The sequence below is a fragment of the Streptomyces sp. NPDC025721 genome, from assembly GCF_055558595.1.
In genome coordinates this window covers 172,770-187,355 of the sequence record NZ_JBVHMF010000001.1, presented here as the reverse complement: position 1 = coordinate 187,355, position 14,586 = coordinate 172,770, and the positions used below count along the sequence as shown (strand labels likewise).

10 protein-coding genes are annotated in these 14,586 nt (G+C 73.9%); 1 reads left to right on the top strand and 9 read right to left on the bottom strand.

Translation table 11 applies throughout. The features are described from left to right. Positions 1-39 precede the first annotated feature (39 nt). The 4 genes from purF to ACZ4EF_RS00820 all read right to left on the bottom strand — a co-directional run bounded on the left by purF (position 40) and on the right by ACZ4EF_RS00820 (position 5,606). Positions 40-1,557 (bottom strand): amidophosphoribosyltransferase, encoded by a 1,518-nt coding sequence (purF, locus tag ACZ4EF_RS00835; RefSeq protein ID WP_355336160.1) that lies wholly within the window; start codon positions 1,555-1,557, stop codon positions 40-42. A gap of 160 nt (positions 1,558-1,717) precedes the next feature. After that, positions 1,718-2,524: a maleylpyruvate isomerase family mycothiol-dependent enzyme gene (locus tag ACZ4EF_RS00830; protein ID WP_402710515.1), complete on the bottom strand. Its 807-nt coding sequence runs from the start codon at positions 2,522-2,524 to the stop codon at positions 1,718-1,720. Positions 2,525-2,560: 36 nt separating this feature from the next. After that, on the bottom strand, positions 2,561-5,233 hold the full coding sequence (locus tag ACZ4EF_RS00825; protein ID WP_467502037.1) for a caspase, EACC1-associated type: 2,673 nt from the start codon (positions 5,231-5,233) through the stop codon (positions 2,561-2,563). 4 nt (positions 5,234-5,237) lie between these two features. Continuing rightward, positions 5,238-5,606, bottom strand: a complete 369-nt coding sequence (locus ACZ4EF_RS00820) for an effector-associated constant component EACC1 (protein WP_391159385.1) — start codon at positions 5,604-5,606, stop codon at positions 5,238-5,240. 253 nt (positions 5,607-5,859) lie between these two features. Here ACZ4EF_RS00820 and ACZ4EF_RS00815 point away from each other — a divergent pair, with 253 nt between their 5' ends. Then, positions 5,860-6,816: a TIGR03564 family F420-dependent LLM class oxidoreductase gene (locus ACZ4EF_RS00815; RefSeq protein ID WP_401314307.1), complete on the top strand. Its 957-nt coding sequence runs from the start codon at positions 5,860-5,862 to the stop codon at positions 6,814-6,816. Positions 6,817-6,914: 98 nt separating this feature from the next. Here ACZ4EF_RS00815 and ACZ4EF_RS00810 read toward each other — a convergent pair whose 3' ends face one another. The 5 genes from ACZ4EF_RS00810 to ACZ4EF_RS00790 form a co-directional block, all read right to left on the bottom strand. After that, positions 6,915-7,709 carry a hypothetical protein gene (locus ACZ4EF_RS00810; RefSeq protein ID WP_467502035.1) on the bottom strand — a complete coding sequence of 265 codons (795 nt, stop codon included), beginning with the start codon at positions 7,707-7,709 and terminating at the stop codon, positions 6,915-6,917. A 36-nt stretch (positions 7,710-7,745) separates the two neighbouring features. Then, a complete protein-coding gene (locus tag ACZ4EF_RS00805; protein ID WP_467502034.1) occupies positions 7,746-9,185 on the bottom strand; it encodes a serine/threonine-protein kinase in 1,440 nt (479 codons plus the stop codon). After that, positions 9,172-11,628, bottom strand: coding sequence for a serine/threonine-protein kinase (locus ACZ4EF_RS00800; protein WP_467502033.1), 2,457 nt, complete (start codon positions 11,626-11,628; stop codon positions 9,172-9,174). The genes ACZ4EF_RS00805 and ACZ4EF_RS00800 overlap by 14 nt, the downstream gene beginning before the upstream one ends. Positions 11,629-11,759: 131 nt before the next feature. After that, complete coding sequence (locus ACZ4EF_RS00795) at positions 11,760-13,442, bottom strand: DUF7779 domain-containing protein (RefSeq protein WP_467502032.1); 1,683 nt, start codon at positions 13,440-13,442, stop codon at positions 11,760-11,762. A gap of 245 nt (positions 13,443-13,687) precedes the next feature. After that, entirely contained in the window at positions 13,688-14,149 is a 462-nt protein-coding gene (locus ACZ4EF_RS00790) for a hypothetical protein (protein ID WP_467502031.1), read from the bottom strand. Positions 14,150-14,586 lie beyond the last annotated feature (437 nt).

Genomic DNA, 14,586 nt, shown 5'->3' with positions numbered 1-14,586 from the left:
GTGTCGTTCGTGCGGAGGGCTGCGTGGCTGCCGCGGAGCCTACGGGCGGCGGAGCGCGTCCGCGGCGTCCGCGCCACCGGCCAGTTCGGTCTCCAGCAACTGCTTGCCCAGCAGTTCCGGGTCGGGCAGGTCCATCGGGTACACGCCGTCGAAGCAGGCGCGGCAGAGGTTGTCCTTGGGGATGGTGGTCGCCTCGACCATGGCGTCGATGGAGATGTACGCGAGCGAGTCCGCGCCCAGCGAGGTGCCGATCTCGTCCACGGTCATGCCGTTGGCGATCAGTTCCGCGCGGGTGGCGAAGTCGATGCCGAAGAAGCAGGGCCACTTCACGGGCGGCGACGAGATCCGTACGTGCACCTCGGCGGCGCCCGCCTCGCGGAGCATCCGGACCAGGGCGCGCTGGGTGTTGCCGCGGACAATCGAGTCGTCCACGACCACCAGGCGCTTGCCGCGGATGACTTCCTTGAGCGGATTGAGCTTGAGCCGGATGCCGAGCTGCCTGATGGTCTGCGACGGCTGGATGAACGTACGGCCGACGTAGCTGTTCTTGACCAGCCCGGAGCCGTACGGGATACCGCTGGCCTCGGCGTACCCGACGGCGGCCGGGGTGCCGGACTCCGGAGTCGGTATCACCAGGTCGGCGTCGACCGGGGCCTCCTTGGCGAGACGGCGGCCCATCTCGACGCGGGAGAGGTAGACGTTGCGCCCGGCGATGTCGGTGTCGGGGCGGGCGAGGTAGACGTACTCGAAGACGCAGCCCTTGGGGGCGGCCTCGGCGAAGCGGGAGGTGCGCAGGCCGTTCTCGTCGATGGCGATCAGCTCGCCGGGCTCGATCTCCCGGACGAAGCTGGCGCCGCAGATGTCGAGGGCGGCGGTCTCGGAGGCGACGACCCAGCCGCGCTCCAGGCGGCCGAGGACCAGCGGGCGGATGCCCTGGAGGTCGCGGGCCGCGTACAGGGTGTGCTCGTCCATGAAGACGAGGCTGAAGGCGCCCTTGACCTGCGGCAGCACCTTCGTGGCGGCCTGCTCGACGGAGAGCGGGTTGCCCTCGTCGTCGACCTGGCCCGCGAGCAGCGCGGTGACCAGGTCGGTGTCGTTGGTGGCGGCGACCTTGGTGGCCCGCCCCGGGCCCTGCGGGAGGGAGGCGACCAGTTCGGCCAGCTCGGCCGTGTTGACCAGATTGCCGTTGTGCCCGAGGGCGATGGAGCCCTGGGCGGTGGCGCGGAAGGTGGGCTGCGCGTTCTCCCACACGGAGGCGCCGGTGGTCGAGTAGCGGGCGTGGCCGACGGCGATGTGGCCGGTCAGCGAGCCGAGGGAGGTCTCGTCGAAGACCTGGGAGACCAGGCCCATGTCCTTGAAGACCAGAATCTGGGAGCCGTTGCTCACTGCGATGCCCGCGGACTCCTGACCGCGGTGCTGCAGGGCATACAGCCCGAAATAGGTGAGTTTGGCGACCTCTTCACCGGGGGCCCAGACACCGAAAACGCCGCAGGCGTCCTGGGGGCCCTTCTCACCGGGGAGCAGGTCGTGGCTGAGTCGTCCATCACCACGAGGCACGTTCACGAGTCTAGGGCAGGATTGCCCATCGTCCGAACGGGCGACCCTTGCATCTCCAGGTTCTATGCGCGTAGTGCCTTGCGGGGCAAGGGCATGTGACGTGGGCCCCGCCGTTCGGGTGCCACCGGTCCGGGGGCCGGGTCGTCGTCCGGTGGGGAGGTCAGCCCAGGACGGGGAGGTACGCGTCCAGGTCGGCACGCTCGCCGCTGGCGCTCACGGTCGCGGCGTCCACTTCCCGCGCCCAGGTCGTACGGCCGGTCGCCAGCCGGAGCCAGGTCAGCGGATCGGTCTCCACGACATTCGGCGGCGTGCCCCGGGTGTGCCGCGGGCCCTCGACGCACTGCACCGCCGCGTACGGCGGGACGCGGACCTCCACGGAATTGCCCGGCGCCTTGGCGGCGAGCGCGTCCGCGAGCAGCCGGACGACGGCCGCGACGGCGTGCCGGTCCAGCGGCACGTCCACGCCGGTCGCCCGCGCCAGGTCGTCGCTGTGCACCACCAGCTCCACGAGCCGCGTCACGGTGAAGTCCAGCGCCCGCATCCCGCCGAACACGTCCGGCACCACCAGATCCGTCCGCAGCGCCCGCTCCCTGCACCCGGCCAGTTCCTCGGCCGCCGCCGCCATCGCCTCGGCCGGGTCCCCCATGGCCGCGGCGGCCTCCTTGGTCGTGGCGTCCAGCCGGTCGGCGATCCCGGCCGTCGAGACGGCCCAGGTGTCCAGGTCGGTCAGCTGCCCTTTCCCGGCGGGCACGGCTTCGGCCACGTAACGCGGCAGCACCACGGTCTGCCGTACGACATGCGCGACGAGCGTCCGTACGTCCCAGCCGGGCAGCCCGCTCTCCCGCTGGAGCCGCTCCCCCGTCAGGGCGCTCACGGCCGACCGGAGATGCCCCGCCTGCGCGGTGAGCGCCCCCCACGTCCGGTCGGGCTCATACGTCCGCGCGCGTCGGCGCCGTTCAACGGGCATGCGCCCGAGGTTATACGGGCCCACTGACAGCGACGGTCATCGGCGGGACGGGGCCGGGAGGGCGGGCATGAGGGCGAGACGGCGGGCGAGGGCGCTGACCTGTTGGGGGCCGAGAGCGAAGGCGTACCGCTTGAGGGCGAAGGTGGCGGCGTCCTTCATGTCCGCCTCGGCGAGACCGGCGACGAGGTCGGCCAGGATGGGCGGGCTGCTCTCGGTGAGGGAGCGGCTGGCGATGACCGCGTTGACGCACTCCGGCAGGGAGTGGTCGTGCAGGGCGACGAGCCACCTCACCAGGTAGGTGCCTGTCGCCACGTAGTGCTGGCGGGACAGGGCGGTGCGGACCTGCTCGCCGTATCCGGCGGCCCACAGCGCGGCGGTGGCGTAGACGCGCGCTTCGAGGGCGGCGGTCGGACCGACCAGACGGCTCACCTCGGCGACCGACAGCTCGCTGTCGCCGTCCCGCTCCTTGGCGGCGAGCGCGGCCAGCACGGCCCTCTCGACGCCGAACGCCTCCGCGTTGTCGATGAGGAAGAGCAGCCGCCTCGCGGCTCCCATCGGGTCGGCGCGGATCTGGAAGCGGAACAGCGTGACCAGGGCGGTCGGGTCGTCGGCGGCGCGCAGCGCCTCCAGGACCTCCAGGAAGTCCTCGTCCGGCAGGAGCGCGACCGAGGCGAGGAAGTCCTCGTAGTCGCCCGGCGCTGCCAGCAGACCGCTGAGGAGCCGGAGCCGGTCGGCGACCGGGCGGCTGTTGACGGCAGTGACCAGTTGGGCGCGGTCCCGCTCCCGGCCCGGCCCGAACGACGCGAGCAGCGCCGCGATCTCCTCGGGCGAGCGGGTCAGGGCGGTGGCGAGCAGCCGGTTGGCGTCCACCGGCCAGCCCATGTCGCGCAGCGCCTCCACGAAGTAGGGGGTCGTCTCGACGGGATGCGTGAAAGCGGCGGCGCGCATCAGGTGGCGTACGCCGTCCGCGTGGCCGCTCTCACGGAGGGCGTCGGCCAGCTCCACGACGGCAGGGGCGTCGTACGACTCGGCGGCTGCCGCGAGCGCGATCAGCGCGCGGCCCTCCATGCCCGCGCTCCACAGCGCCTCGCACAACTCGGCCAGCCCGGCGGGTGTTTCGGCCTCCGCGACGGCGGTGTCGAGCAGGGTGGTCGCGAATCCCTGGAGCAGGACGATCCGCGCGTCCGCCGTCTCGGGCAGCCGGCCCCCGGTTCGCTCCTCCTCCCGCTCCTCCTCCCGCTCCTCGTCCAACGCCTTCAGGACGCGGATGAGGTCGCCCGGCGACCTTCGGACGACGACCGCCGCGGCCCGCACGTACAGCTCGAACGCCTTCTGCCGACGGCCCATCGTCAGCAGCGCGTCCGCGAACCGTACGGCCTCCTCGTCCGACTCGGTGGTGGCCTCGGCCAGGACGCGGTCGGCGTCGGCGTCCAGCTCCGCGGACCACAGGGCGCCGAGCAGGCCGAGGACGTACTCGGTGTACGCGTTCTCCGCGACCGTCCTGGACAGCAGCCGGTCCGCCTCGGCCGGGTATCCGGCGGCGCGCAGCGCCCGCACCGTGCCCACGACGATTTCGGGGATCTGGGTGGTCACCACCTCGATCAGCCCGTGCGGGGCCTCTTCCGCGCCGTCCACCGCGTACAGCGCCTCCAGGCACTCCACGACCGCCTGCGGGCCGCGCGCGGCGACTTCCTGGAAGGGGATGCCCCAACTGTCCCCGTTCAGAAGGGCGACGAGCGCCGCGACCTCCTGCGGGGGCCGCAACGCGCCCGCGAGGCGCAGCAGTTCCCGGGCGTGCGCGCGTCCGCCTTCGGTCTGCCCCCACCGCACGTACTCCCTCGCGAGGGCGCGGGGCTTTCCTCGCAGCGCCTCCTTCAGGTCGTCCGGGATCGTGAGGGCGGGCGGGGCGGGCTTCGGGCCCGGCAGCGTCTCGGACGGCGGCGGCGCCGCGTGCGCCGCCCCGTACCGGTTGCGGGCGATGGCCAGCGTGCGGCCGGTGTTGCTCAGCCGCTGCTGCGGCAACGGCCGTCCCTTGGCGAGGAGTTCGCCGCGCAGCCGCTCGTAGACGCTGGTGACCTCGATCAGGGAGTCGCCGCCGGGCAGGCCCTGGTCGAGGAGGCGGATCAGCTCGCCGGTGAAGGCGGTGTAGGTCTCGCCGGGCGGGGCGAGCGCCTTGCGGGTGGCGGCGCTCGCGGTGAGGAGGTACGACCCGGCGATACGGGTCTGCTCGGCCATCTCGACCGGCGCGTTCGCCGCGCCGCCGCCGCTCATGCCGCCGACGAGCGCGCCGCCGCTGTAGCAGCAGTCGAGGATCACGATGCGGTTCGCGTCCCGTCGGGCGGTGAGGACTTCGCGGCGCACGGAGTCGAAACCGACCGAGGTGTACGGGCGTTGGGGGTCGGTGGACGGCAGCGTCAGCAGCAGGCCGTCGGCGTCGCTGAGGCCGTGGCCCGCGTAGTACACGAGCAGCGTGTCCTCGGTCCTGCGGGCCGCGTCGTGGACCGCGTCCAGCACCTCGCCCGGCGACGCGGGTTCCGGGACCCGTACGCAGCGGTCGGGCGGCAGGCCCCAGACGGTGGGGTCTTCGAGCAACTCCCCTAAGCGGGCGAGGTTGTTCGCGACGGCCGGCAGGTCGTCGAGGCCCGGGTCGGCGAAGGTCGATGAGCCGATGAGGACGGCGTACGAGCGGAGCGGGTCGGCGAGTTCCACGGCCCTACTCCACCTCGGGCGGCCCCGCGGGCGGCTGCTGCGGCTCCGCGAGGACGGCCAGCAGGCGGCGTACGGCCTCTTCTGAACCGTCCTGCCCCGACACGGTCACGGTCAGCCCGTCGGATTCACGGGTGAAGGTGAAGCCCGATCCCGGCGGGCGCGGAGCCCGCGACTTCCACCAACCGGCGTACACCACGGCGAGGTTGGCGAGGGCCACGGCGTGCGTGAGCACGAGGTCGATGACCTCGACGGGGCCCATCTCCCCGGCCGTACCGCCGGTCCGCGTCGCCAGCCGGACCTCGTCGGGACCGTCCTCGTCGGTGCGCAGCCACTCGGACAGCTCCCGCAGCTCAGCGGCCCCGTCCTCGTCCACCGCCGCAATACTCAACCGCACTACCGCCACCCCCCGGCGTCCGTTCCCGCGCCCACCAGAACACGGTCTCACCGGATCGTGTCACAGCCGGGCGCGCGCCCGGCACCGGTTCGCCACAAGTGAGCCGGTCGGCCGGTGCGGACGCGCGCCGCGGGCGGGCCGGCGGGGCCGGACGCCGGCCGACCGCGACCCGGCCCGGTGTCCTTCCGCCCCCGGTTCACACACCTGACACGACGCCGTCACACTCGGCGGAATACCTGGTCAGGAGCGCGGGGTTCTCACCACCATGACTGTAGGAGTGACACTCCACGCGTCCGAGGCGGCGAACCAGGTCGACGCCACCGTAGAACTCGCCCGTGAGGCCGCGGCCCACGGCCTGCGCTCGGCCTGGTTCGGGCAGACCTTCGGCGCCGACTCGCCGCAGCTCGCCGCGATCGTCGGACGTGAGGTGCCCGGCCTCCACGTCGGCACCTCCGCGATCCCGGTCTTCGGGCGGCACCCGCTGCTGGTCTCCAGCCAGGCCCAGACCGCCCAGGCGGCCACGCACGGCCGCTACCACCTCGGGCTCGCGCTCGGCACCAAGCTGCTGACCGAGGCCGGATTCGGCATCCCCTTCGAGCGGCCCGTGGCCCGCCTGCGCGAATTCCTCACCGCCCTGCGGCAGTTGACGCAGACCGGCGCCGCCGACTTCCACGGCGAACTGCTCACCGCCGCCACCCCGGTCCCCGCGCGCGTGCCGGGCGCCGAGGGCGGTGTTCCGCTGCTGGTCGCCGCGATGGGGCCCCAGGCCCTGCGCGTCAGCGGGGAACTCGCCGACGGCATCCTGCCCTACCTGGCCGGGCCGCGCGCCCTGAGCGAGCACATCGTCCCGGCCGTCACCGCGGCGGCGCGGGCGGCGGGCCGCCCCGCGCCCCGGATCGTGGCCCTGGTGTCCGGCGTGGTGACGGACGACGTCGACGCGGTCCGGGCGAAGGCCACCGAGCAACTGGCCTTCTACGAGCAGATCCCCTCCTACGCGCGCGCCATCGAACTCTCCGGCGGCCGGCGCGCCTCCGACGTCGCGGTCATCGGCGACGAGGAGACGGTCGCGGCCGAGGTACGGCGCTACCGGGACGCCGGCGCGACCGAGGTGGTGTTCTCGGGCACCGACATCGCGGGCGAGGCGGACCGCCTGCGCACCTGGAGGCTCCTCGGCGAACTGGCGGGCTGACCAAGCCACTTCACCGGGCGGGCGTGGTTATCGCCGTCGTCTGTCGCCCGTCCTATATCGCCGTCATCCTCAATCGCCGTCATTCTCAATCGCCGTCGTCAGTCGCCCAGGAGGTCCAGGTCGGCCTTGGTGATCGTGGTGGTGAGCAGAAGGTCGGTGATGAGGTTGTGGTTGAGCGCGTTGCCGACCGGCGGGGGCACCTCGTGTTCGAGGAGGCCGCGGATGTCGGTCTCGCGGTGGAGACGGCGGCGGAGCTTGGCGACGACGTGGGCCGCGCGTTTGGCGCTCCAGGGGTCGGCGGGGTGGAGGTCGGTGAGTTCGTAGGCGACCTGGGACCAGGTGAGGGGCTGGGGCTGGGGGTCGTTGCGGAGGTAGCGCTGGGCGAGGCAGGTGAGGACCAGCTTCTCCTCGTCGGTGAGGTCGCGGGTCTCGCGGTCGCTGGTCTCGCGCTCGTGGGCGACGGAGGCCGAGCTCCGGACGGCGGCGCCGGGATGCGGGCCGGCGGAGGCGATCCGGACCTCCAGCAGGTGCTCCTGGCGCGGGGCGACGATGAAGAGCGGGGTGTAGCCGGTGCTCAACTCGGCCTGGTCACCGCCGAGTACGAGACGTGAACCGGGAAGGCGGATCGGCAGCTTGCCCGTGTTGCCGAGGGTCCAGCGGGAGTGCGCGTAGGTGATGATCCCCTGGCGGCGGCTGACGCACGCGTCGCCCGTGCCGACGCAGACGTGGACGTCCAGCTCGTTGCGGCCGAACATCACGGCGAAGTCCGCGTCCGGGGCGACGCTCATGCCGCCGCTCGGGCCGAGCACGAAGAGCGTGCCGGGCACGGCGGCGGGAATTCCCCGGCTGAGGCTGCCGATGTCCTTGGGCAGGAAGCTGACTTTGCTCACCATGGTGAATGCCTTTCTCCTCGGCCGGGGGCGCACACGCTAACCGTCGAGCCCCGGGAGGGGTCCCGGCAGGGAACTGGACCCGCCCCCCGCGATGTCGGTGGGATACGTCGGACCGAACGGCGTTTTGGTGGGAGCGCGTTGGTCGAACACCGCGCTGCCGTCCAGCAGGATGCGGCAGTGCGCCGTGCCCGAGCCGAGGGTGAGCCTGATCTCCCAGCCGACGGAGCCCGCGACCCCCGGCACCTCGACCGTCCTGCGCCAGGGCAGCTTCTGCGGCTTCCTGCTCCTGGTCACCTTGCCGTTGACGGCGTACGAGACCGTCGTCAGGGTGCCGGTCCCCGTGACCTCGAAGACCAGGGAGACCGGCTTCGCCGAGGGCGTGGGGGCCGTGGGGGCCGCCGTGGCCGTGGGGGTGGCGCTCGCGCGCGAACGCGTGGGCGTCGTACGCGACTTCCCGTCACCGCCCGGTCCCTCACCGGACGACGAGCCGTCCGAGTGCGTGGCCAGCACCGCCGCCGTGGCCCCGGCCACGGCCACGACGGCCGCCGCCACGCCGCCCAGCAGGACGCGGCGCCGCCCCGGCCCGGTTGACGGCGGCGAGAGGCCGGGCGGGTTGTCGGCGGCGCTCGCGTTCGCGTCGATGGCCGTGACGACCTGCGGCGGGAGCCAGTGGACGGCGGGGACCGCGCTCTCGTCCGGCGCCGGGGCGAGCCGTTGGACCAGCGCGGCGGCGGTCGGGCGCGCGGCGGCGTCGGGCCGTCGGCAGTCGGCGACGAGGGCACGCAGCGCGTCCGTACCGCCGCCGTCCTCGACCCCGCCGTCGGCGCTCCCGTACGCGTACGCCAGCGTCGCGCCCAACGAGTAGACGTCGCTCGGCGGACCGGCCGCGCCCGCGACCTGCTCCGGGGACATGAAGCCCCAAGAGCCCGCGTGGCCGGACGCGTTGACCGATACGTGGCCGGGTCCGGGCGGCGTCCCGGGCGGCGCGGGCGGGGCCGTCGTCGCGATGCCGAAGTCGATCAGCCGGGGGCCGTCGGCCGTCAGCAGGACGTTCGCCGGCTTGACGTCGAGGTGGGCGACCCCGTTGCGGTGGAGGTCGGCGAGGGCTTCGGCGAGACCGGCGGCGAGGCGGCGGACAGAGGCGGCCGGGAGCGGGCCGAAGCGCTCGACGGTGTCGCGCAGGGAGAGCGACGGCAGGAATTCGGTGGCCATCCAGGGCGTGGCGGCGTCGGGGTCCGCGCCGAGGACGGAGGGGCTGTGGACGCCGCCCACGGCGGAGTTGGCGGCGATCTCACGTCGGAACCGTTCGCGGTACGGGAGTTCGCGGGCGAGGTCGGCGTGCATGACCTTGACGGCGACGGACCGGCCGCCCCGGGAACGGGCCAGGTAGACGGTGGCCATGCCGCCCGTGCCGATGCGCGCCAGGGTCCGGTACGGGCCGACCGTACCGGGGTCGCCGGGTTCAAGCCGCAGCATTCGGGGCTCCGTTCGGTGATCCGCCCGGTGTGACGCTCGGCGCTCCGCCCGGTGTGACGGTCGGCGCTCCGCCCGGTGTGACGCTCGGTGCCACGCCGCCTGACGTCGCGCCCGGCGTTCCGTTCCAGCTTCCGCCTGGCGTTCCGTTCCGGCTTCCGTCCTGCGTTCCGCTCCGGATTCCGTCCGGCGGGCTGACCGCGTCGAGGTAGCCGTCCCGTGTGCCCAGGACGACGAGCCCGCCGACTGCCAGCGCGCCCCACGCCGGATCGGCGGAGGCGCCGGGTTCGTTCATCGCGTCGGCGCCGTAGGTCCACAGGACGCTGCCGTCTGCGGCGTCGAGGGCGTAGACGACGGAGTCGGTCGTGCCGACCCACAGCGTGCCGCCCGACAGGCCGATCGCCGTCGACTCGCCGTACGGACTCGCCGTGTCCTGGCCCATGCGGCGCGACCAGACCTCCGCGCCCGTACTGGCCCGCAGCGCGCGGATGTGGCCGTCGACGCCGTCGGCGAAGAGCAGGCCGCCGCCGGTGCGGCGGTACGAACTCCGCGTGTCCACCGTCTTGTTCCACGCGGCCTTGCCGGTGGCGGAGTGGAGAGCGAACAGGTTGCCGTACGCGTCGTGGGTGAACACGAAGCCGTCGCCGCCGACGACGGTGTCCATCGGCTGGTCCGCCAGCTTGTGCGTCCAGCGGACGCGGCCTGTGGTCGCGGACAGGGCGGTGATCGCGTTGGTGCCCCGCGCGGTGCTCTCGACCAGGACGAGCCCGGCGCCCGCCGTGGCGTACTGCCCTTCCACGGTCGTCCGCCAGATGACCTTGCCGCTCTTGGCGTCGAACGCCGTCACCGCGTCGCCGCCCGTGACGCAGACCATCGAGCCGGTGGCCGCCGCGCCCCATACGAAGTTCATGAGCGGCACCCGGTAGGTCCACAGGGTGGCTCCCGACGCCGGGTCGAGGGCGCGCAGCGTGGAGGTGTCGTTCTTGCGCTCGTCGATCACGAACACGGCGCCGTCGCCGACGGTGATCTTGGATGCCTGGGTGGCGACGTCGATGGGTCGCGACCAGAGTTGCCTTCCGGTGCGCGCGTCGAGGGCGCGGGCCACGGCAGCGCCCGTGTCGTTCGCCGTGAGGAGGACGTCGCCGGTGGCGTAGATGTCGGGGTAGCCCTGCCCGTTGGCGGGCACCTTGGTCTTCCACCGCGAGGTGGCTTCCGGGGGCGCGGCGGGGGACGGCGGCGAGGCCGGGCCGCTCGACGGCTTCGGCCCGCCGGACGCCCGGCCCTTGCCGGTCGGCCCGGGGCCCTTGTCCGATCCCGTGCCCCGTACGGCCAGTACGACCCCTGCCGTGATGGGTACGGCGGCGACGGCGGCCACCGTCAGCAGCAGTGTGCGGCGGCTCGGGTCGCGGAGGGTGCCGGGTGGCTTCGGGGGCCCGGGCGGCAGCGGCGGCGGACCGGCGGGCGGGTCGGCCGTCGGGTCGGCCGTCGTCTGGCCCGGCGCCACGGCCTGCGGTCCCGGCGCTCCTTCGGGCCGCACCTGCCCCGGCGTCGGGGCGTACGGCGGCGGCTCCGCTCCCGTCATCCGCCGGTCCACCGCCTCGGCCATCGGCGGCGGCAGCCACCGCGTGCCCTGCACGGACGCCTCCGGCTCGCCGAGCCGTTCCAACAGGGCGGCGGCGCTGGGGCGTTCGCCGGGCTCGCGGCGCAGGCAGGACGCGACGAGGGCCCGCAGCCCCCGATCCGTCACCCCGGTGAGATCCGTCCGCGCGCGCCGTACCCGTTCCAGCGTGGCCGCCCGGTCGCCGTCGCCGAAGGGCTCCCGCCCGGTCGCCGCGAACACCAGCACCGCGCCGAGCGCGAAGATGTCGCTGTCGGAGCCCGCGAGCCCGCCGGACGCCTGTTCGGGCGACATGAAGCCCGGCGTGCCGAGCAGCGCGCCGGGGGCGGTGATCGACGTGGCGCCGTCGGGGCGGGCGATCCCGAAGTCGATCACGCGGGGGCCGCCCGCCGTGAGCATGATGTTCTCCGGCTTGAGGTCCCGGTGCGCGAGGCCCGCGCGGTGGATGTCCACCAGCGCCTCGGCGAGGGCTGCCGCCAACAGGCGCACGGCGGCGGGCGGCAGACCGCCGTACGCGCCGACCGCCTCCCGCAGCGACAGGCCCGGCAGGTACTCGGTCACCAGCCACGGCACGGCGGCGTCCGCGTCGGCGTCCAGCAGCGGCGCGGTGAACGCCCCCGTCACCGTACGGGCCGCCGCCACCTCCCTGCGAAAGCGCGCCCGATAGCGCGCGTCCCGCGCGAACCCGGCCTTGACGACCTTGACCGCCACCGCGCGCCCGCCCGGCGAACGCCCCAGGTACACCACGCCCATTCCGCCCGCGCCCAGTCGCGCCAGCAGCCGATGGCCCCCGATCTGCTCCGGGTCCTCCGGTTGTAGCGGCTCCACGGCGCTCATTCCTTCTCGGCCGCCGGGGCGGGAGTCACAGGAGCACCAATTGTCGCCTTGTGCGGGGCGGGGATCGCGGGGTCCTCACAAGGACTTCACAGCACGTTCTAGAGGGGGCGGGAGCGGGTGCTTCAACGCGTCCGGTCAGTGGCGGACTTCGCTCGCCAGTGGGCCAGCCGCTCGCGTACGAGAAGGAGGTCGCGATGCTCGGGGTCGAGCACCTTGACCATGTCGTCCAGCACCGACGTGAGAGCGGTGACAGCGGCGGCGGCGCTGCTGTCCACGCCGAGCCAGTTGGCAAGCCTGGCACGGAGGAGGAAGGTGTGCGGATGCTCGGGGCCGAGCACCTGCGTGGCGTCCGCCAGGAGTTCGACGTACGTCGCGACGGCTGAGGACGGATCGCCTGTGCCGCCTTCCTGGTGAGCGAGCTCGCTGCGGACGGCGAACGTGAGTGGATCGTCGGGGCTCACCTTCAGATGCGGGCTCTCCAGCCACTCCCCGAGCGCGGCGGCGGCCGTACCGTCCCCCGCCCGCCCGTACCAGTTGGCGAGGACGGCACGGTTGAACAAGGTGTGCCGGTGGGCGGGGCCCAAAAGCGTGTGCGACACGCGTACGACGTTCGCGTAGTAGGAGATGGCATCGGAGACTTGACCCGCCATTCCCAGGGACCTGCCGTAGCGGTGCAGCACGACGTGCGACGCGGGCTCGTACAGCGCCTTCTCCGCGACCCCGATCACGGCGGCCGTGTTCGCCCGCAGCGACTGCGCCAGTTCGGTGTCCCGCTCGACCTCGGGCCAGGCTTCCACCAACCCGTCGGCGGCCACTCGCGCCAGCGCGTCCTGTTCCGCCTCGGTCAAGGTGTCGCGCACCGCGCGCTGGACGAGGCGGTGGACGCGGACGGCGCGGTGCGGGATACGGGGGCTGTGGTCGAGGAGGCTGAGGCGGTGGAGGACGCGGAGGGTGCGGACGGCGTCGTCGGAGGAGACCGTGTCCTGGGAAGGGGCTTCTTGGGCGAGCCAGTTGAGCGCCGGGGCGCCGGTGAGGACGGCCTCGGGGATGCCGTTGGGGTCGAGCATCGAGGCGAGTTGGAGCATGGGGCGGGCGAGGCCGACCGGGGCGTGGTGGTCGGCGCGGTCGAGCGACAGGGTCCAGGCGGCGGCGACGCCGGTGGTCTGGTCGTCGGGCAGGGCGGTGGGGCGCAGGTCGGCGAGGCGCTGGGCGCGGTCGGCGAGGCGGGCGCGGTAGGTCGCGCAGGTGATTCCGGCGTCCACGACGTACGCCGTGGCCTGGGACATGGCGAGCGGCAGCCAGCCCAATGCGCCGCCCAGCGCCATGAGTTCGCGCAGCGGCTCGCGGTCGTGGGCGGCGAGGGCGGTGGTCAGATAGCCCTCGCTCTCCTCTTCGGTGAAGACGCCGACGGTGACCTGTCTACGGCCCCGGCCGGTGAGGGCGGCGTCGCGGCTGCGGGTGGTGACGACCGTACGGCCGGTGGGGCTGTCGGGCGGCCACAGGCCGGTGAGGTCGGCGGGGTCGGTGACGTCGTCCAGGACGACGAGCCAACGCGGCGCTTCCGGGGCGGGTTTGGGCTCAAGCCACGCCAGGAAGGCGCGGGCGGCGCGCTCGGGGTCCTCGCGGTCCGCCCCGAGCAGCGTCTGCGCGGCCTCCGCGAGGCCGTCCACCACCGCCTGGCGGCTGGTCGCCGTGACCCACACCAGCAGGTCGAGGCGGCCGGACCGCCACGCGTCCCGGGCGTGCCGCGCGGCGAGTTGGGTCTTGCCCACGCCGCCCATGCCGGTGAGGACCTGGCCGACCACGGCCGTACCGGCGTCGGTGAGCGCCGCGTCCAGGGCGCCGACGGCCGCGCGGTCCTGGAAGCAGTCCGCCTCGCGCGGGACGACGCCGATCTGTACGGGCCAGGCGGCGGGCGGGCGCGGGGGCGGGTGGTGGTGCTGGTGGAGTCCGCCGTGGACGGTGTGGGCCGCGACGGAACCGTCAACGGCCGTTATCGTGACGGCCGTTGGCGTCCTCGTGGGCTCTTCGGGTGGAGCGCCGGGTGCGCTCAGCCCTGTGGCGGACCCGGCACCTGAGGGTCCGGCGCCGGGGGGTTTCCGATCGTCACGTCACCCATCCGTACGGCGGCGGCCGAGCCGCCGTCCGCGCGGATCTCGACGTTCCCCCCGATGGCGACGCCGTCGCCTTCCGCCGAGGCCGTGGCGGGCGTCAACGCCCGTACCTCGTCAACGAGGCGGCGCAGCGCCTCCGCCAACTCCCCGTCCTGCTCGACCGCTTCGTCCAGCGCGTCGGTCAGACGACGGCGCGTCCTGGCGGACACCTCCCCGGCGTCCGCCTCCCGTGCCGCCCGTTCCAGCGCCGGGTCCTCCCCCAGCGCTCCGGAGACCAGCGTGTGCAGCCGGTCCATTCCGGCGTCCAGACCCCGGTCCACCTCCGCGTCCGCCCGCCCCGCCACCCGCCGCGCCTTGGCCACCAGCCACGCGCACACGTACCCGATCGCAATCTCCACACCGGTCACTCTTCGACGGTAGCCCCAACTCCCGTGCCGCCGCACCGAAAGCGGCGGCACCACCGGGGGGGCGGCGGGCGGCCCCGTGAACTCCGCCGCCCTCACCCACGACGTGCCCCGCCAGGGGCCGCGACCCACCCCCGCCGGGCTGCCAGCCCGAAAACAACCGCATCTGCCCCACGGAGGCCGGTTCTCAAAGGCGCACCAACCCCGTGGCTGGTCGCGCAGTTCCCCGCGCCCCTCAAAAGATCGGCTCACCGCCCGGACAAAAGACAGTCCGCCCCGTCACGGGCGCTGGGGGCACCTCCCGGCCGAAGGCTGGGGGAGGAACTGCGCGGCGAGCCCCCACCGGCCGGTGGTCCGGGAACAACCGAACCGCCCCGCCCGGGGCGGCCGGTGACCTGCGGGAGCGTCATGGCTGAGCGCGCCCACGCGGC